The organism is Janthinobacterium sp. SUN118 (assembly GCF_030397695.1).
In the GTDB taxonomy this organism is placed as follows: Bacteria; Pseudomonadota; Gammaproteobacteria; order Burkholderiales; family Burkholderiaceae_D; genus Janthinobacterium.
Window position 1 is genome coordinate 47,493 of record NZ_JAPUBV010000007.1, and the last position, 18,322, is coordinate 65,814.

Sequence of the window (18,322 nt, forward strand, 5' to 3'; positions counted from 1 at the left end):
AATGATGTTGATATCCAACACAACGCGTGTCTCCGCGCTGTTGCTTGCCTTGCTGGCCGGCGGCGCGGCCCAGGCGCAGGGCCAGAAGGGGCAAAGCATGGAAGAGCGCCTGCGGGCCGAGTTGCGCAATGTCACGGCGCAGCTGCAGCAGACGCGGGGCGAACTGGAATTGCTGAAAGCCAAGGGTGTCCCTGCCGCCCAAGCCGCGCCGGTGGCCGCTCCCGCCAGCGATGGCGTGAAAAAGGAATTGGCGCGCAGCCAGGCGCTGCTGGCGCAGGAGCGCGCGCAGCGGGAAAAGCTGCTTGCCGAGCAGCAGCGCGGCGCGGTCGCCACGCAAGAGGCGGCCGCCAACCTGGCGCAGTTGCGCCAGGCCAGCGAACAGCTGGCCGCCACCGGCAAGCAGATTGAAGCGGAACGCCTGCGTCTCGACGGCGAAGTGGCGGCGCAGCGCGGCGTGCTGGCGCGTTGCGAAAGCAAGAATGCCCAGCTGTACGCCACCGGGCAGGAAATCCTGCGCGCATACGAAGGGCTCGACGTGCTGGGCGTGATGGCGGCGCGCCAGCCGTTTGCCGCGCAAAGCAGGGTCAAGCTGGAGCAAATCGCCCAGCAATATGGCGACCAGCTGTACCAGGGCCGCTTTGATGCGCGTCAAACTGAAACGCCGGCCGCCCCCGCGCCTGCCCCTCAATAATTTTATTTTTTGAAATGAATGGAATAACGATGGAACACACGAATACCAACTTGCTGACCACCCTGAACGCCGAGCAGATGGCCGACGCCATCAAGGCGGCCGGCTGCGCCGTCACCAGCATCGAGCACGATGGCGTCGTGCGCCTGCACAGCGCCAGCCACGGCATCGGTTTCCAGGTGCTGTGGGGCAATGAAGCCTCGCCCGGCCAGTACGCCGACCTGACCCTGAGCTGCCCGCTGCGCGTGCAGGGCGGCGACTTGCCTGCCGGCTTGCTGGCCGAATGGCATCGCAGCAAGCGTTTTGCGCGCGTGGCCCAGCATGGCGATTTTGTCGTGCTGGAAATGGATGTGCTGGTTGCCGGCGGCGTCAGCGCAACGCACCTGAATATCAATCTGCAATTGTGGACGCAGATGATGGGCCAGTTTTTCTTGTTTTTACGCAACTTTACGCCAGCCGACACGGCGGTAGCGGCGCCAGCGGCGGCGCCTGCCGTGGTGGAAGAGGAAACAGTGCCGGCCTGATAAAACCTGCACAGGCGCCAAAAATGGCCGCTGGCGGGCCATTTTTGCCGCTGGCGGGGTCCGAGTGTCGCATTAAATACTTATTTTTTAAGCATCGCGCATTAAAACTGCTCAAAGAGCGTGTGTGAATCAAGCCAGCAACGCCTGTATGGCGGATAATATCGCCTGTTGCCGATTTGGATACGACCTTTACACTCTAATGCGCCCCATGGATTTTACCCGCGACGAAACCAGTGAAACCCCAGTTGCCCCGGCAAGTAGCCCGGGAGCGCCTTTGCCGTATGCCGTCGCCACCTGGCTGCAGCGGGTGGAGGCAGCCGCCCATCCGAAGGCCGTGCTGAGCATTGCCGAACCCGACCCCAAACTCAACCAGCATCGCCTGATCTACGTGCTGGCGCCCACCAGCGGCGGCCGCCACGTGGCCCTGTGCCTGTACAAGGCGCGCCTGCGGCCGAACGGCGACGTGGCGGCAGCCTCGCCCATCAGTGAAATCTTTTCGCTGCTGTCGGCGCCGCCGAGCTTTCTGACGCCGGCCGATGAAGACCTCGTGCGCTTCTTCGTGGCCATGCGCAGCGGCCAGAATTCGCAGACGGGCAGCGCCACGGAGCCGAAGGGCAAGGTGGGCGCGGCCCTGCTGGGCATGCTGGCCGAGCAGGACAAGCTGCTGTGGGCCAATTCCTGGGCCGACGTGGGCAATGGTCTCGTGTATCCATTGCAGGAGGGGCCCGTGCGTCCGGCCCGGCTGTTCTGGCGCGACGAGGGCAAGACCATGCGCCTGGGCTGGCAAGTCGATCCGCCCGAAGGCGCGAAACACCATGGCGCCGACCAGATCGACTACATGCTGCCCACCGATCCGCCGTGGTACATCGACAACCTGTCGTGCGGCGTGCTGGAACTGAACCAGGGCGGCTCCGACATTTCCCTGGCCGACTTGCAGGCGCTGGTGGCGCAGGCGCCGCCGCTGAACGCGAACGACAAGGTGCGCGTGTCGCAACTGCTGCTGGCGCAGGGCTTGCAGCACCTGATGCCGCTGCCGCAGCCCTTGCCGCAGCGCTTGCGCAAGGATGTGCCGGCGCAACCGGTCTTGCTGCTCGACAGCGCCATGCTGGCCGATGGCAGCGTGCAGCGCTGGCACGACTTCGCCGTGCTGTCCTACGATTACGATGGCGAGCGCGTCTCGTTCGACCCTTCGCAGCGCGTGGTGCGCCAGGTGGGCGAGGTGACGGAAATTATCCAGAGAAATACGGACGACGAGGCGCGCGCGCTGGCCACCCTGGCCGAGCTGCAATTCAAGAAGCCCGGTGCCGCCCCCTTGAGCGGCTTGAAGGGCGCCCTGCTGCTGCCTTCCCAGGCGGAATGGCTGCGCTTTGCCGAGTCCGGTATCGACGCCTTGCTGGAGCAGGGCTGGATCGTGGAAAAGACGGCCAAGTACCGCTATGACGTGAGCGAAGTGGACGACTGGTATGCGGAAATCGACGACCAGGACCCGGACAGCGGCAACGCCTGGTTCGAGCTGGAACTGGGCATCGTCGTCAATCACGAGCGCGTGCCGCTGCTGCCCGTGCTGGTGCAGCTGATCCGCAACGCGCCCAACGATTTCAATCCGAAAGTCATCGAGGCGCATGCCGAGGATGACCAGATGCTGGCGACCTTGCCCGATGGCACGCGCGTGGCCCTGCCATGGGGCAGGGTGCGCCCCATCCTCAACACCCTGGGCGAGCTGTATTTCAACGACAAGATCAAGCGTGCCGTGCGCATGTCGACCCTGGACGCGGCGCGCCTGGAAGAGCTGGCGCGCGGGCTGGAATTGCGCTGGACGGGTGGCGAGCAATTGCGCGCCATGGGCCGCAAGCTGAGCCAGTTCGGTTCCGTGCAGAAGGTGGCCGCGCCGGCCGGCTTGCAAGCGACCCTGCGCGATTACCAGGCCGACGGCCTGGCGTGGATGCAATTCCTGCGCGACCATGACCTGGCGGGCATCCTGGCCGATGACATGGGCCTGGGCAAGACCGTGCAGACCCTGGCGCATATCCTGGTGGAAAAGGAGGCGGGCCGTTTGACGCATCCGGCCCTCGTCATCGCACCGACGAGTTTGATGGGCAACTGGCAGGACGAGGCGGCCAAATTCGCGCCCAGCCTGAAGGTGTTGCTGCTGCAGGGCAAGGACCGCGCGCAGCAGTTCGACCAGATCGATCAATGCGACCTGGTGCTGACCACCTACGCCCTGCTGCCGCGCGACGAGGAAACCTTGCGCGAGCACGATTTCCACCTGGTGATCCTCGACGAATCGCACTACATCAAGAATACGCGCAGCAAGGCGGCGCAAAGCGCGGGCCTGCTGCGCGCGCGCCACCGTTTGTGCCTGTCCGGCACGCCGCTGGAAAACCACCTGGGCGAGCTGTGGTCGCAATTCCATTTTCTGCTGCCGGGCTTGCTGGGCGACGAAAAGACCTTCAACACCCAGTTCCGTCACCCGATCGAGCGCCAGGACGACCCGCTGCGGCGCATGCTGCTGAACCGCCGCATCAAGCCCTTCCTGCTGCGCCGCACGAAAGACAATGTGGCCAAGGAACTGCCGCCGAAGACGGAAATGGTGCGCAAGGTGGAATTGACGGGGCCGCAGCGCGACCTGTATGAAACCGTGCGTCTTGCGATGGATCAAAAAGTACGCGAAGAAATCGACAAGAAGGGCGTGGCGCGCAGCCAGATCGTCATCCTCGAAGCGCTGCTGAAACTGCGCCAGGTCTGTTGCGACCCGCGCCTGGTGAAATCCTTGCCGGCGAAGAAGCAGTCGGCCGGCTCGGCCAAGCTGCTCGACCTGATGCAGATGGTGGAAGACTTGCTCGACGAAGGGCGCAAGATCCTCGTCTTCTCGCAATTTACCAGCATGCTGGAATTGATCGAGGAAGAACTGGAATCGCGCGACATTCCCTATGCCTTGCTGACGGGTGAAACCAAGGACCGCGGCGCGCAAGTGGCGGCCTTCCAGCAGGGCGCCGTGCCGATCTTCCTGATCAGCCTGAAGGCGGGCGGCGTGGGCCTGAACCTGACGGCGGCCGACACGGTCATCCACTACGATCCGTGGTGGAATCCGGCGGCGGAAAACCAGGCCACGGACCGCGCCTGGCGCATCGGCCAGGACAAGCCCGTGTTCGTCTACAAGCTGATCGCCAAGGGCACGCTGGAAGAAAAAATCCAGCTGCTGCAGCAAAAGAAATCGGAGCTGGCGCAATCGATCCTGGCCGAAGGCGAAGCGCAGAAGATGGCCCTCACGCAGGAAGACTTGCAGCAGATTTTTGCCCCGCTGGAAGATTAAAGGGGCGGCTGCTTCCCTGCTGGCTCTATACTTGGCATCTCGACCTTGCCAGGTATAAAGCATGCTGCCCTTCCTGCCCTTCCTTGTATTGCTGCTGGCCGGCGTCATCCTGATGGCGCTGCGTTTCATCCAGTTGCGCCGCGCCCTGCTGCGCGCACGCGCGGGGGAAGCGACGTTCCGCCTGCTGGCCGAACACGGCCGCGATGCGGCCTTCCTGCTCGACGCCACGACCCTGGAATTGCTCTACATCAGCCCCGCCGCGCAGCGCCTGAGCGGTTATGACTTGCCTGCCCTGCAAAGCCACGCGGCGCGCCTGGCGGCGGACGTGCCGGCCCGTTTGCAGCGCTGGCGCGACGGCGACGCCAGCCGCGCGACCTTGCTGCGCGAAGTGGAACTGCCGCACGCGGACGGCCATCCGCTGGCGCTGGAAATCCATTCCACCATCGTGCCGGCCGCCGCCGGGCGCGGCGTGAGCGTGGTGGGCAGCGTGCGCGACGTGACGGCCGAGCAGGCACAGGCAGCGGAACGCGAAAAGGAACACAAGCGTTTCGCTTCGATGCTGTCGCATGAATTCCGCACGCCGCTGGCCACCATCGACGGCGCCGTCCAGCGCCTCGTGTCCACCTCGACGGACGCCGACGAGGCCACGCGCAAGCGCTACGTGAAAATCCAGACGGCCGTCGACCGCTTGTTGGCCATGATCGACGACTATCTGTCGCCCGAACGCATGGCGGCCATCGGCCGCGAGCGGGCCGCGGCCGGCATCGCGCCGCTGGCCCTGCTGCAGCAGGCGGCCGCCGGCGTGCCCGCCAGCCATACGGTGCAGCTGCAACTGGACGAGGACTTGCCGGCCACCTTGCGCTGCGACGTGCCCGGCATGGCCCTATGCCTGAAGATCCTGCTGGAAAACGCCGTCAAGTTCAGTCCGCCTGGCAGCGCCATCACCCTGGCGGGCAGGCGGGTTCCCGAAGGCGGCGTGGAACTGTGCGTGCGCGATGCGGGACCGGGCTTGCCCGAGGCGGAACTGGCGCATCTTTTCGACAAAGGTTTCCGCGGCATCCATGCCGCCGGCCACCCGGGCGCGGGCCTGGGCCTGTACATGGCGCGCGCCGTGGTGGAAGTGCATGGCGGGACTTTGCACGGGCATAATCTGCCCGCAGGCGGCGCGGTTTTCCGGATTTGGCTGCCCGTTCCTGTCCAGACAAGGAAAAGCCTTGCTTCCGCTGAAGGCAACCGTGATAATTCCTTGACGTAAACCTATTCGTCCGTCCATCATGGTGCAGAAGTGAATGGCATGGTTTGCCCACGGTTTGCTTACTAACAAAGAATGGCGTAGCAATGACGAAAATACTGATCGTCGAAGACAATCTGGACTACGCCGAAGACATGGCGGAATTCCTCGTTGAGCTCGAACACGAAGTCCATATCACCAGCTCGGCTGGCGGCATGTGGACGGCGTTGAGCCATGGAAATGTCGGCGTGGTGGTGCTGGACCTGGGCTTGCCCGATGAAGACGGCTTCAATGTCATCCCCCGTATGCGCCAGCTGTACCCGCAAATCGGCGTGCTGGTGCTGACGGGCCGCGTCGCCTTCGACAGCCGCATCCTGGGCCTGCGCCTGGGCGCCGACCATTACCTGACCAAGCCGATCAAGTTCCCCGAACTGGCCGCGCACATCGAGGCGCTCGACCGCCGCGTCGGTCCGCAAGATCCGCTGCCCGAGCCGGGCAAGTGGACCTTGAAAGTAAGCGCTCGCCAACTTGAGCTGATGGGTTCGGTCATCGCCCTGACGGAAAAAGAATTCAACTTCCTGCACCTGCTCACCATCAACACGCGACCCGTGCCGCGCGACGTCATCGTGGCCGGCATGGGCGGCGAAGATCCCGATGCGGGCCGCCGCGTCGACATGCTCGTATATCGCCTGCGCAAGAAAGCCAAGACGGGCCTGGGCCAGGACTTGCCGCTGCGTAGCGCTTACGGCGAAGGCTACAGCCTGTCGGCCAGCTTTAACCTGTCCTGATCCATTGCCTGCGGCCGGCCGCAAGCGGCTGGCATCATAAAAGGGACAGAGTCAATCGCTTTTTCCCATGCCTGAAATAAAATAGGGTCAGAGTCGCGTCCGACGACTGGAAGTGTGTAAAATCAAGGCCTTAGCCTTTCTTTTACGACTTTGCCATGGCCCGATTGCCCCGCCTTATCATTCCCGCACTGCCCCATTACATCATTCAGCGCGGCAGCAACCGCCAGCCCGTGTTCCAGGATGCGGCCGACTACGCGCAATTCCTGTCCTGGCTGAAAACGGGCGCGAAAATGTTCAAGGTGGCCATCCACGCCTATGTTTTGTTGCCTGATCAACTACATTTGCTGGCCACGCCCGGCGATGCCACGGGCCTGGGGCAGCTGATGCAGTGGCTGGGGCGCTATTACGTGCCGTATTTCAACCAGAAATACGGCCGCGAAGGGGGCTTGTGGCAGGGACGCTACAAAACTGCCGTCATCGATCCCGACAATTTCCTCCTGACTTGCTGCCGTTACCTGGAATGCGTGCCCGTGCAGACGGGGCTGGCGGGGCAGGCCCTCGAGTATGCCTGGTCCAGCCATGCCCACCATGCGGGCGTGCGTCCCGATCCCGTCATCACCGATCACGCGCTGTACTGGGCGCTGGGCAACACGCCGTTCGACCGCGAGGCGACCTACCTGCGCCTGTTCGAGCAGGGACTGGGCGGCAGCCAGGTCAAGGTGGTGGAGCAGGCCGTGCTGAAGGGCTGGCCGCTGGGCAGCGACGCCTTCAAGCAGGCGCTGGAGCTGAAAATGAAGCGCCAGGTGCTGCCCGCCAAGCGGGGCCGCCCGCGCAAAGTCGCGGCTGAGCCGGACGTCAACTGACACGCATTCGCATTTCACACAAAAAATGAAGGCTTCCTGATGTTTTATTGAGATTCCATTGACTATGTCCCTATTAAATTTTATGGGCGACGGAAACGAATTTAATTTGACTCTGACCCTAATTGTTCTGGTTGAGTTTTTTGTTGCGTTGCACTACTCTAGTTTTTCGATATCCATACGCAGCGGAGAAGCCCATGAAAGCGCAAGGCCTGTACGACCCAGCCAATGAACACGATGCCTGCGGCGTCGGTTTCGTCGCCCACATCAAGGGCAACAAGACCCATTCGATCGTCGAACAGGGCTTGCTGATACTGAAAAACCTTGATCACCGGGGCGCCGTGGGCGCCGATGCGCTGATGGGCGATGGCGCCGGCATCCTGATCCAGATTCCCGACCAGTACTACCGCGAAGAGATGGCCAAGCAGGGCGTGGAATTGCCGCCGCCTGGCGAATACGGCGTGGGCATGGTCTTCCTGCCGAAGGAACACGCGTCGCGCATCGCTTGCGAACAGGAAATCGAACGCGCCGTGCGCATCGAAGGCCAGGTCGTGCTGGGCTGGCGCAACGTGCCCATCGATACGGACATGCCGATGTCGCCCACCGTGCGCGCCAAGGAACCGGTGATCCGCCAGATCTTCATCGGCCGCGGCCCGGACATCATGGTCACCGATGCGCTCGAGCGCAAACTGTATGTGATCCGCAAATCCTCGGGCCACGCCATCCAGGCCTTGAAGCTGCTGCACGGCAAGGAATTCTTCGTGCCGTCGATGTCGGCGCGCACGATTGTGTACAAAGGCCTGCTGCTGGCCGACCAGGTGGGCGTGTACTACAAGGACTTGCAGGACGCGCGCTGCATCTCGGCCCTGGCCCTGGTGCACCAGCGTTTCTCGACGAATACCTTCCCCGAATGGCCGCTGGCCCACCCGTATCGCCTGATCGCGCACAATGGCGAGATCAACACGGTGAAAGGCAACTTCAACTGGATGCGCGCGCGCGAAGGCGTGATGAAGTCGGCCGTGCTGGGCGACGATTTGCAGAAACTCTTCCCGCTGATTTATGAAGGCCAGTCCGACACGGCGTGCTTCGACAATGCGCTGGAACTGCTGTTGATGGCCGGCTATCCGATCGCCCAGGCGATGATGATGATGATTCCGGAAGCGTGGGAAAACCACACGACGATGGACGACAACCGCCGCGCCTTCTATGAATACCACGCGGCCATGATGGAACCGTGGGACGGTCCCGCCGCCATGGCGTTTACGGATGGCCGCCACATCGGCGGCACGCTGGACCGCAATGGCTTGCGTCCGGCCCGCTACATCGTCACGGACGACGACCTGGTGGTGATGGCGTCGGAATCGGGCGTGCTGCCGATTCCTGAATCGAAGATCATCCAGAAATGGCGCTTGCAGCCTGGCAAGATGTTCCTGATCGACTTGGAAGCGGGCCGCATCATCGACGACCAGGAATTGAAGAACACCTACGCCAACGCCAAGCCCTACAAGGCGTGGATCAACTCGGTGCGCATCAAGCTCGACGAGATCAAGATGGCCGAAGGCCAAGTCAAGCACGACCGCGCCCAGGGCGAAAAAGTCCAGCCATCGCTGCTGGACCGCCAGCAGGCGTTCGGTTACACGCAGGAAGACTTGAAATTCCTCATGGCGCCGATGGCGCTGGCCGGCGAAGAGGCGACGGGCTCGATGGGCAATGACTCGCCGCTGGCCGTCATGTCGAACAAACTCAAGCCGCTGTATAACTACTTCAAGCAGCTGTTCGCGCAAGTGACGAACCCGCCGATCGACCCGATCCGCGAAGCGATGGTGATGTCGCTGGTGTCCTTCATCGGCCCGAAACCGAACTTGCTCGATACGAATAACGTCAACCCGCCGATGCGCCTGGAAGTGGCGCAGCCCGTGCTGGGCTTTGACGACATGGCGCGCCTGCGCAACATCAGCGCCCACACGGGCGGCAAGTTCAAGTCGTACGAGCTCGACATCTGCTACCCGCTGGCCTGGGGCAAGGAAGGCGTGGAAGCGTGCCTGGCCTCGCTGTGCGCGGAAGCCGTCGACGCCGTCAAGTCGGGCCACAACATCCTGATCGTCTCGGACCGCGCGATTAGCGCCGACCAGGTGGCGATCCCCGCGCTGCTGGCCACCTCGACCGTGCACCAGCACCTGGTGAGCAAGGGCTTGCGCGCCTCCACCGGCCTCGTCGTGGAAACGGGCTCGGCCCGCGAAACCCACCACTTCGCCCTGCTGGCAGGCTATGGTGCGGAAGCCGTCCACCCGTATCTGGCGATGGAAACCCTGGTCGAACTGGCGCACGGCTTGCCGGGCGACCTGTCGGGCGACAAAGCCATCTACAACTACACCAAGGCAGTGGGCAAAGGCTTGATGAAAGTCATGTCGAAGATGGGCATTTCCACGTATATGTCGTACTGCGGCGCGCAGATTTTCGAAGCCATCGGCCTGAACAAGTCGCTGGTCGACAAGTATTTCAAGGGCACGGCCTCGAACGTGGAAGGCATCGGCGTGTTTGAAGTGGCGGAAGAAGCGCTGCGCCTGCATGCGCTGGCCTTCGGCAACGATCCCGTGCTGTTTGACAAGCTCGACGCGGGCGGCGAATACGCGTTCCGCGTGCGCGGCGAAGACCATATGTGGACGCCGGACGCGATTGCGAAGCTGCAGCATTCCACGCGCAGCAACAATTTCTCCAGCTACAAGGAGTACGCGCAAATCATCAACGACCAGAGCCGTCGCCACCTGACCCTGCGCGGCTTGTTCGAATTCAAGCTCGACCCGACCAAGGCCATCCCGCTCGACGAAGTGGAACCGGCCAAGGAAATCGTCAAGCGCTTCGCCACGGGCGCCATGTCGCTGGGCTCCATCAGCACGGAAGCGCACGCGACCCTGGCCGTCGCCATGAACCGCATCGGCGGCAAGTCGAACACGGGCGAAGGCGGCGAAGATCCGAACCGCTACACGCAGGAATTGAAGGGCATCCCGATCCGCCAGGGCGACACCATGGCGTCCGTCGTCGGTGCCGAGCAGATCGTCGTCGATATTCCGCTGCAGGAAGGCGATTCCATGCGTTCGCGCATCAAGCAGGTGGCCTCGGGGCGTTTCGGCGTCACGGCCGCCTACCTGAATTCGGCCGACCAGATCCAGATCAAGATGGCGCAGGGCGCGAAGCCGGGCGAAGGCGGTCAGTTGCCTGGCCATAAGGTGTCCGAATACATCGCCAGCCTGCGCTTTTCCGTGCCGGGCGTGGGCTTGATTTCGCCGCCGCCGCACCACGACATCTATTCCATCGAAGACCTGGCGCAGCTGATCCATGACTTGAAGAATGCCAACCCGCGCGCCTCGATCTCCGTGAAACTGGTGTCGGAAGTGGGCATCGGCACGGTGGCCGCCGGCGTCACCAAGGCCAAGGCCGACCACGTGGTCGTCGCCGGCCACGACGGCGGCACGGGCGCTTCGCCTCTGTCGTCCGTGAAACACGCGGGCACGCCGTGGGAACTGGGTCTGGCCGAAACGCAACAAACCCTGGTACTCAATGGCTTGCGCAGCCGTATCCGCGTGCAGGCCGATGGCCAGATGAAGACGGGCCGCGACGTGGTTATCGCCGCCCTGCTGGGCGCCGACGAGATCGGTTTCGCCACGGCGCCGCTGGTGGTCGAAGGCTGCATCATGATGCGCAAATGCCATCTGAATACCTGCCCCGTGGGCGTGGCCACGCAAGATCCCGTGCTGCGCGCCAAGTTCTCGGGCAAGCCCGAGTATGTCGTCAATTACTTCTTCTTCGTTGCCGAGGAAGCCCGCCAGCTGATGGCGCAGCTGGGCATCCGCACCTATGACGAACTGATCGGCCGCGTCGACCTGCTGGACAAGTCGAAGGCGATTTCGCACTGGAAGGCGCAGGGCCTGGATTTCTCGGCCATCTTCTACAAGCCGGAAACCCCGGATGGCCAGGCCTGTCGCCACGTGGAATTCCAGGACCATGCGCTGGAAAAGGCGCTGGACCACAAGCTGATCGCACAGGCGCGCGCGGCGCTGGAAAAGGGCGAGCGCGTCTCCTTCATCTCGCCCGTGCGCAACCTGAACCGCACGGTGGGCACCATGCTGTCCGGCGAAGTGGCGAAGAAATACGGTCACGCCGGCTTGCCGGACGACACCATCCACATCCAGCTGCAAGGCACGGCGGGGCAGTCGGCCTGCGCCTTCCTGGCGCACGGCATCACGATCGACCTGGTGGGCGAGGGCAACGATTACGTGGGCAAGGGCTTGTCCGGCGGACGCATCATCGTGCGGCCGAATACGGAATTCCGTGGCTGGGCCGTGGACAACATCATCATCGGCAACACGGTGCTGTACGGCGCCATCGCCGGCGAAGCCTTCTTCAATGGCGTGGCCGGCGAACGCTTTGCCGTGCGCAACTCGGGCGCCACCACGGTGGTCGAGGGCCTGGGCGACCATGGCTGCGAATACATGACGGGCGGCACGGTGGTGGTCCTGGGCAACACGGGACGCAACTTCGCGGCCGGCATGTCGGGCGGCATCGCCTATGTGTATGACCCGGCCGGCGACTTTGCCAGCAAGTGCAACACGGCCATGGTCAGCCTGGACAAGGTCGTCTCCGCGGCGGAGCAGCATGTCGACCGCGACGCCTGGCACACGCAGCACCGCGACGGCGTGCCGGAAGCCGATGAAGTGATCCTCAAGCGCCTGATCGAGCGTCACTTCAAGCACACGGGCAGCACCCGCGCCCGCGTCCTGCTCGACGACTGGGCCAGCGCACGTGGCAAGTTCGTGAAGGTCTTCCCGAACGAATACAAGCGCGCGCTGATTGAAATGGCCGCCGATGCCGCCATGGAAGTGCAAGCCGTCGCCGCCTGAGCCAGCCAACTCATCGCTGAGATTAATGACCAGGGAGCGGCCCGGCCGCTCCCCGCCAGCCAAATACAAAGGAAACATCGTGGGTAAAATTACCGGCTTCATGGAATTCAAGCGCCAGGACGAGCACTATCTGGAGCCTGCCGCGCGTCTGAAGAACTACAAGGAATTCGTGCTGCACCTGTCGGACGCGCAGGCGACCGTGCAGGGCGCGCGCTGCATGGATTGCGGAATTCCCTTCTGCACCACGGGTTGCCCCGTGAATAACATCATTCCTGACTGGAATGACCTGGTGTACCGCGGCGCCTACCGCGAAGCGCTCGACATCTTGCATTCGACGAATAACTTCCCGGAATTTACGGGCCGCATCTGCCCGGCGCCGTGCGAATCGGCCTGCACCCTGGGCATCCATGAAGATCCGGTCGGCATCAAGTCCATCGAGCACAAGATCATCGACATGGGCTGGGAGCACGGCTGGGTCACGCCGCAACCGGCAGGGTTTAGCACCGGCAAGAAAGTGGCCATCGTCGGTTCCGGTCCCGCCGGCCTGGCGGCGGCGCAGCAGCTGGCGCGCGCCGGCCACGCCGTCACCGTATTTGAAAAGAGCGACCGGGTCGGTGGTTTGTTGCGTTACGGCATCCCCGACTTCAAGATGGAAAAGTCGCACATCGACCTGCGCGTGAAACAGATGGAAGCCGAAGGCGTGGTGTTCCGCACCAGCGTGCTCGTCGGCAAGGATTTCCCCGCCCACGTGAACAACTGGGCCAAGGAAACCATTTTCCCGGAAGACCTGGAAAAAGAATTCGACGCCGTCATCATGGCCGGCGGCGCCGAGCAGCCGCGTGACTTGCCCGTGCCGGGCCGCGAATTGAAAGGCGTGCATTTCGCCATGGATTTCCTGCCGCTGCAAAACAAGGTCAACGCGGGCGACAAGCTCAAGGACCAGATCAAGGCCACGGGCAAGCACGTGGTGGTGATCGGCGGCGGCGACACGGGTTCCGACTGCGTCGGCACCTCGAACCGCCATGGCGCCGCCTCGGTGGCCCAGTTCGAACTGATGCCGCAGCCGCCGGAACAGGAAAACAAGCCGCTCGTCTGGCCCTACTGGCCGACCAAGCTGCGCACCTCGTCCTCGCACGAGGAAGGCTGCGAGCGCGACTGGGCCGTGGCCACCAAGCGTTTCGAAGGCAAGGGCGGCAAGGTGGAAAAGCTGATCGCCTGCCGCGTGGAATGGAAAGACGGCAAGATGAGCGAAGTGCCGAACTCGGAATTCGAGATGAAGGCCGACCTGGTCTTCCTGGCCATGGGCTTTGTTTCGCCAGTGCAACAAGTGCTGGAAGCGTTCGGCGTCGACACGGATGCGCGCGGCAATGTGAAAGCGAGCACGGAAGGCGACGCCAGTTACCAGACGTCGGTGCCGAAAGTGTTCGCGGCCGGCGACATGCGCCGCGGCCAGTCGCTGGTGGTGTGGGCCATCCGCGAAGGACGCCAGTGCGCGCGCGCCGTCGACCAGTTCCTCATGGGGGCTTCCCTGCTGCCACGCTGACGATTTGAGCTGGATCAAGCCAGGGGCCACGGCGCGCGATGCGTCGTGGCCCTTGTTATTTTAGCCACGGCGCCGGACGGGGAAGATGCTGGCGTGCAGGCGCGCGTTTTTTACAATAAAATATCTGACTTTCGATTCATTAGTGTTGTATTCTCCCCCTCTGCAGGGCAGCACAAGGGGGTGTCTCAGCAGAGATTGGCGTTTCTGCACTACAATACGCCATTAAAATAGTGAGCTTCGTCGTGCCAAATCTTGTTGAAATCCGTGATTTACACTTTGCCTATGGAGAACGTTCGATCTTATCGGGCCTTCAAATGGATTTCCCACGTGGAAAAGTTGTGGCCGTCATGGGTGGCTCCGGCAGTGGCAAGACGACCGTACTGCGCCTGATCGGCGGCCAGCTGCGCCCCAGTTCCGGCTCCGTCAATGTCGATGGCCAGATCGTGCATACGCTGGCGACCGACCAGTTATACCAGCTGCGCCGCAAGATGGGCATGCTGTTCCAGCACGGCGCCCTGTTTACAGACCTGACGGCGTTCGAGAACGTGGCCTTCCCGCTGCGCGAGCATACGGACTTGAATGAAGAGCTGATCCGCACCCTGGTGCTGATGAAGCTGCACGCCGTCGGCTTGCGCAATGCGGCGCAATTGAAGCCGGCCGAGATTTCGGGCGGCATGGGCCGCCGCGTCGCCCTGGCGCGCGCCATCGCGCTCGACCCTGAATTGATCATGTATGACGAGCCGTTCGCCGGCCTGGATCCGATTTCCATGGGCGTGACGGCCAATTTGATCCGCAATCTGAACGATGCGCTGGGCTCCACGTCTATCCTGGTATCGCACGATGTGAAGGAGTGTTTCGCCATCGCTGATTATGTCTATTTTCTGTCATCGGGCAAGATTGTGGCGCACGGCACGCCGGCCGAAATGGCCGTGTCGACGCATCCGTACGTGAAGCAGTTCGTCAATGCCGAGGCCGATGGCCCCGTACCGTTCCACTATCCGGGCAAGTCGCTGGCCGACGACCTGGGTCTGCAGGCGGGGGGCGGCCGATGATCGCGCGTTTCCTGGCGGCGATCGGAGCCTGGTTGCGTCGTTCGGTACAAGACCTCGGCTTTGCCGTGCGGTCGTTTTTCATCATCATCGCCTCGTCGGGCGGCCTGTGGCGCCGTCCGCGTCTGGTGATTGAGCAACTGTTTTTTATCGGTAACCGCTCGCTGGTGATTACCGCCGTTTCCGGCCTGTTTGTCGGCATGGTGCTGGGCTTGCAAGGGTATTACACCCTGACCACCTACGGCGCCGAGCAGTCGCTGGGCTTGCTGGTGGCGCTGTCGCTGACGCGCGAACTGGGTCCGGTCGTCACGGCGCTGCTGTTCGCGGGCCGCGCCGGCACCTCGCTGACGGCGGAAATCGGCCTGATGAAGGCGGGCGAGCAGCTGTCGGCCATGGAAATGATGGCCGTGAACCCGATCCAGCGCGTGCTGGCCCCCCGTTTCTGGGCCGGCGTGATCGCCATGCCGATCCTGGGCGCCATCTTCACGGCCGTCGGCATCATCGGCAGCTACCTGGTCGGCGTGGTGCTGATCGGCGTCGATGAAGGCTCGTTCTGGTCGCAGATGCAGGGCGGCGTGGATGTCTGGAAAGAAGTGGGGAATGGCACCATCAAGAGCCTGGTCTTCGGCATCGCGGTGACGTTCATCGCCCTGTTCCAGGGTTACCAGGCGCAGCCGACGCCGGAAGACGTGTCCGGCGCCACCACGCGCACGGTGGTGATTTCGTCGCTGATGGTGTGGTGGCTCGATTTCATGATGACGGCGTTGATGTTTAGCAAATAATTGCGCATCAGCGGCAAATAGCGGCCTGGGTGGTGTTCCGCGCAGGTGGCGGCAAGTAAAAATTATTTAGGATTGTTTATGCAACGTAAATCTTTGGATGTCTGGGTCGGCTTGTTCGTCTTGCTGGGTGTGGCGGCATTGATGTTTTTGGCGCTCAAGGCTGGCAATATGAGCTCGCTGTCCTTCAGCAAGACGTATACCATTAACGCCAAGTTCGACAATATTGGCGGTCTCAAGCCGCAAGCGCCCGTCAAGGGCGCCGGCGTGGTGGTGGGGCGCGTGTCGGCCATCACGTTTGACGACAAGACGTACCAGGCGCTGGTGAAACTCGACATCGAAGATGGTTACAAATTTCCGAAAGATAGCTCGGCCAAGATTCTGACGGCCGGTTTGCTGGGTGAGCAATATATCGGCCTGGAAGCAGGCGGCGATCTGGCTAACCTGGCAGAGGGCGACAAGATCGCCCGTACTCAATCGGCCACAGTGCTGGAAGACCTGATCAATCAGTTCATCTACAGCAAGGCAGCGGAAGGAAAGGACAGCAAATGAGCGAGTCGACCATGAAATCCCAAGGCAGCCTGGCGCGTATCGGCCTGGCCCTGGCCATCGCCGCCAGCGTGAGCGCCTGCGCCACCGGCACCAACCCGCGCGACCCGCTCGAGGGGTACAACCGCGCCATGTTCAAGTTCAACGACACCGTCGACCGGGTGGCCCTGAAACCGGTCGCCACGGCCTACAAGACCGTCACGCCATCGTTCGTGCAAACCGGTGTCGGCAACTTCTTCGGCAACTTGTCCGATGTGTGGAGCGCCGTGAACAACTTGCTGCAAGGCAAGGGTGAAGCGGGCTTGCAGGACGTCGTGCGCGTCAGCATGAACTCGACCTTCGGCATCTTCGGCCTGATCGACATCGCCTCGCAGGCCGGCATTCCGAAGCACAATGAAGACTTTGGCCAGACCCTGGGCTGGTATGGCGTCCAGCCTGGTCCGTACGTGATGTTGCCGCTGCTGGGCCCATCGACCGTGCGCGACACGGTGGCCCTGCCGCTCGATATCACGGGCGACCCGTGGCGCTACAAGGATCCTGTCTCGGTGCGCAATATCGGCACGGTGACGCGCGTGGTCGACAAGCGCGCCGCGCTGCTCGACGCGACCAACCTGATGGAAGCGGCCGCGCTGGACCGCTATGAATTCATCCGCGACGGCTTCCTGCAGGCGCGCGAAAGCAAGGTTTTCGATGGCGATACGGACCGCCGCGACCGCAAAGTGCCAAAAAACGACACCAGCGATTACGAGCCGGAGTACGATGCGAAACCGCAGCCGGCCCCAGTGGAAGCGGCGCCCGCCACGGCCGCCGCCGACGTCGTGCCTGTCGAACTCGTAACATCTGGTAGCAATACCGTTGCTTCCGAGGCCAAGCCTCAGGAGTAAACTCGGGACAAGAACACCACGGCTGCGATCAGCGCCAGCCGGTGCATAGCAACACCATGAAAGGTAGAACCATGAAATTGATGAAACAATTGCTCGCGATGGCGACCATCGCCTTTGCCACCGCCGCCCAGGCCGCGCCCGCCGTGGAAGCGCCCGATGTGTTGGTAAAACGCATCAGCCAGGACGTGATCGACACGGCCAAGGCCGACAAGGGCATCCAGGCTGGCGACATCAAGCGCGTCACCGAATTGGTGGAAAGCAAGATCTTGCCGTACGTGGATTTCCAGCGCATGACGGCCCTGGCCGCCGGCCGCTACTGGCGCGACGCCACGCCGGACCAGCAAAAGCAGCTGGCTGCGGAATTCCGCACGCTGCTGATCTACACGTATTCGGGCGCCCTGTCGCAGATCAAGAACGAAACCGTGGAATTCAAGCCGCTGCGCGCCGATCCGGCCGATACGGACGTGGAAGTGCGCTCGCAGGTGAACATGGCGCGCGGCGAACCCGTGCCCCTGAACTACCGCGTGGCGAAAACCCCGGCCGGCTGGAAGATCTATGACATCAACGTGCTCGGCGCGTGGCTGGTGGAAACCTACAAAAGCAGCTTTGCCAGCGAAATCAGCAAGGGCGGCATCGATGGCCTGATCAAGACCCTGGCTGCGAAAAACAAGGCCCTGGCCAGCCGTCCCGCTGCCAAAGCCAAATAATCGGCTATCATATAGCTCCAGACCCAGCTCCAGACCCAGCTTCAGACCAGCGCAGCCCTACGCCATGCCAGACTCTCTCGACACCTTGCAGTCCCTGACTTCCCTGACCGTGCACAATGCCACTTCGGCATTGGAGCAGGGTCTGGACGCCATCCGCTCGGGTCAGACGAAGTTTGACCTGCGTAACGTCAAGGCCGTCGATTCGGCGGCCGTCTCCGTGATGCTGACGTGGCAGCGCGCGGCGCAGGATGCCGGCGGCGTGCTGGAGCTGAAAAACCTGCCGAACAACCTGAAAAACCTCACCAAGCTGTATGGCGTCTGCTCGCTCGTTTCGAGCACGTTGACGGCCGAGGACTGCGGCAGCGCCGGCGGCCACGCCGAACGCAGCCCGTCCGACCTGCATCATCATTGATCCTGTCCCACTCCCCGCATCAGCAGTAGCTTTCAAGCCGGCAGGCCAGCAGCGCCGCCGGATTGAACTCCAAGTGTTCCACGAATTTTCCAACTAT

General features: G+C 62.7%; 14 protein-coding genes. All 14 read left to right on the forward strand.

Going from position 1 to position 18,322, the window contains the following annotated elements:
• Position 1 precedes the first annotated feature (1 nt).
• Positions 2-691 (forward strand): hypothetical protein, encoded by a 690-nt coding sequence (locus O0880_RS27100; RefSeq protein WP_289889550.1) that lies wholly within the window; start codon positions 2-4, stop codon positions 689-691.
• A gap of 29 nt (positions 692-720) precedes the next feature.
• Entirely contained in the window at positions 721-1,212 is a 492-nt protein-coding gene (locus O0880_RS27105) for a YbjN domain-containing protein (protein WP_289889552.1), read from the forward strand.
• Positions 1,213-1,420: 208 nt separating this feature from the next.
• A complete protein-coding gene (locus O0880_RS27110) occupies positions 1,421-4,525 on the forward strand; it encodes a DEAD/DEAH box helicase (RefSeq protein WP_289889553.1) in 3,105 nt (1,034 codons plus the stop codon).
• Between the two features lie 61 nt (positions 4,526-4,586).
• Positions 4,587-5,780, forward strand: a complete 1,194-nt coding sequence (locus O0880_RS27115; RefSeq protein ID WP_289889555.1) for a PAS domain-containing sensor histidine kinase — start codon at positions 4,587-4,589, stop codon at positions 5,778-5,780.
• Positions 5,781-5,863: 83 nt separating this feature from the next.
• Entirely contained in the window at positions 5,864-6,544 is a 681-nt protein-coding gene (locus O0880_RS27120; RefSeq protein ID WP_071326049.1) for a response regulator transcription factor, read from the forward strand.
• 155 nt (positions 6,545-6,699) lie between these two features.
• Positions 6,700-7,407, forward strand: a complete 708-nt coding sequence (locus O0880_RS27125) for a transposase (protein WP_289889556.1) — start codon at positions 6,700-6,702, stop codon at positions 7,405-7,407.
• 194 nt (positions 7,408-7,601) lie between these two features.
• Positions 7,602-12,302 carry a glutamate synthase-related protein gene (locus O0880_RS27130; RefSeq protein ID WP_289889558.1) on the forward strand — a complete coding sequence of 1,567 codons (4,701 nt, stop codon included), beginning with the start codon at positions 7,602-7,604 and terminating at the stop codon, positions 12,300-12,302.
• Between the two features lie 79 nt (positions 12,303-12,381).
• Positions 12,382-13,845 (forward strand): glutamate synthase subunit beta, encoded by a 1,464-nt coding sequence (locus O0880_RS27135; protein WP_289889560.1) that lies wholly within the window; start codon positions 12,382-12,384, stop codon positions 13,843-13,845.
• Positions 13,846-14,087: 242 nt separating this feature from the next.
• Positions 14,088-14,897, forward strand: coding sequence for an ABC transporter ATP-binding protein (locus O0880_RS27140; RefSeq protein ID WP_083412199.1), 810 nt, complete (start codon positions 14,088-14,090; stop codon positions 14,895-14,897).
• A complete protein-coding gene (gene mlaE / locus O0880_RS27145; RefSeq protein WP_034753807.1) occupies positions 14,894-15,676 on the forward strand; it encodes a lipid asymmetry maintenance ABC transporter permease subunit MlaE in 783 nt (260 codons plus the stop codon). Before O0880_RS27140 ends, mlaE begins: the two co-directional genes overlap by 4 nt.
• Positions 15,677-15,754: 78 nt before the next feature.
• The gene (gene mlaD / locus O0880_RS27150) at positions 15,755-16,225 is read left to right on the forward strand and encodes an outer membrane lipid asymmetry maintenance protein MlaD (protein WP_071326054.1); all 471 of its coding nucleotides are present in this window, start codon (positions 15,755-15,757) and stop codon (positions 16,223-16,225) included.
• On the forward strand, positions 16,222-17,106 hold the full coding sequence (locus O0880_RS27155; RefSeq protein ID WP_289889561.1) for a VacJ family lipoprotein: 885 nt from the start codon (positions 16,222-16,224) through the stop codon (positions 17,104-17,106). Before mlaD ends, O0880_RS27155 begins: the two co-directional genes overlap by 4 nt.
• A gap of 71 nt (positions 17,107-17,177) precedes the next feature.
• A complete protein-coding gene (locus O0880_RS27160) occupies positions 17,178-17,813 on the forward strand; it encodes an ABC transporter substrate-binding protein (protein WP_071326056.1) in 636 nt (211 codons plus the stop codon).
• Positions 17,814-17,877: 64 nt separating this feature from the next.
• The gene (locus tag O0880_RS27165; RefSeq protein WP_071326057.1) at positions 17,878-18,225 is read left to right on the forward strand and encodes an STAS domain-containing protein; all 348 of its coding nucleotides are present in this window, start codon (positions 17,878-17,880) and stop codon (positions 18,223-18,225) included.
• The last annotated feature ends 97 nt before the right edge of the window (positions 18,226-18,322 follow it).

Excerpts from the sequence above, each read along its gene's own strand:
- O0880_RS27100 (WP_289889550.1), top strand. The coding sequence starts at position 2 with ATGATGTTGATATCCAACACAACGCGTGTCTCCGCGCTGTTGCTTGCC.
- O0880_RS27105 (WP_289889552.1), top strand. The coding sequence starts at position 721 with ATGGAACACACGAATACCAACTTGCTGACCACCCTGAACGCCGAGCAG.
- O0880_RS27110 (WP_289889553.1), top strand. The coding sequence starts at position 1,421 with ATGGATTTTACCCGCGACGAAACCAGTGAAACCCCAGTTGCCCCGGCA.
- O0880_RS27115 (WP_289889555.1), top strand. The coding sequence starts at position 4,587 with ATGCTGCCCTTCCTGCCCTTCCTTGTATTGCTGCTGGCCGGCGTCATC.
- O0880_RS27120 (WP_071326049.1), top strand. The coding sequence starts at position 5,864 with ATGACGAAAATACTGATCGTCGAAGACAATCTGGACTACGCCGAAGAC.
- O0880_RS27125 (WP_289889556.1), top strand. The coding sequence starts at position 6,700 with ATGGCCCGATTGCCCCGCCTTATCATTCCCGCACTGCCCCATTACATC.
- O0880_RS27130 (WP_289889558.1), top strand. The coding sequence starts at position 7,602 with ATGAAAGCGCAAGGCCTGTACGACCCAGCCAATGAACACGATGCCTGC.
- mlaE (WP_034753807.1), top strand. The coding sequence starts at position 14,894 with ATGATCGCGCGTTTCCTGGCGGCGATCGGAGCCTGGTTGCGTCGTTCG.
- mlaD (WP_071326054.1), top strand. The coding sequence starts at position 15,755 with ATGCAACGTAAATCTTTGGATGTCTGGGTCGGCTTGTTCGTCTTGCTG.
- O0880_RS27155 (WP_289889561.1), top strand. The coding sequence starts at position 16,222 with ATGAGCGAGTCGACCATGAAATCCCAAGGCAGCCTGGCGCGTATCGGC.
- O0880_RS27160 (WP_071326056.1), top strand. The coding sequence starts at position 17,178 with ATGAAATTGATGAAACAATTGCTCGCGATGGCGACCATCGCCTTTGCC.
- O0880_RS27165 (WP_071326057.1), top strand. The coding sequence starts at position 17,878 with ATGCCAGACTCTCTCGACACCTTGCAGTCCCTGACTTCCCTGACCGTG.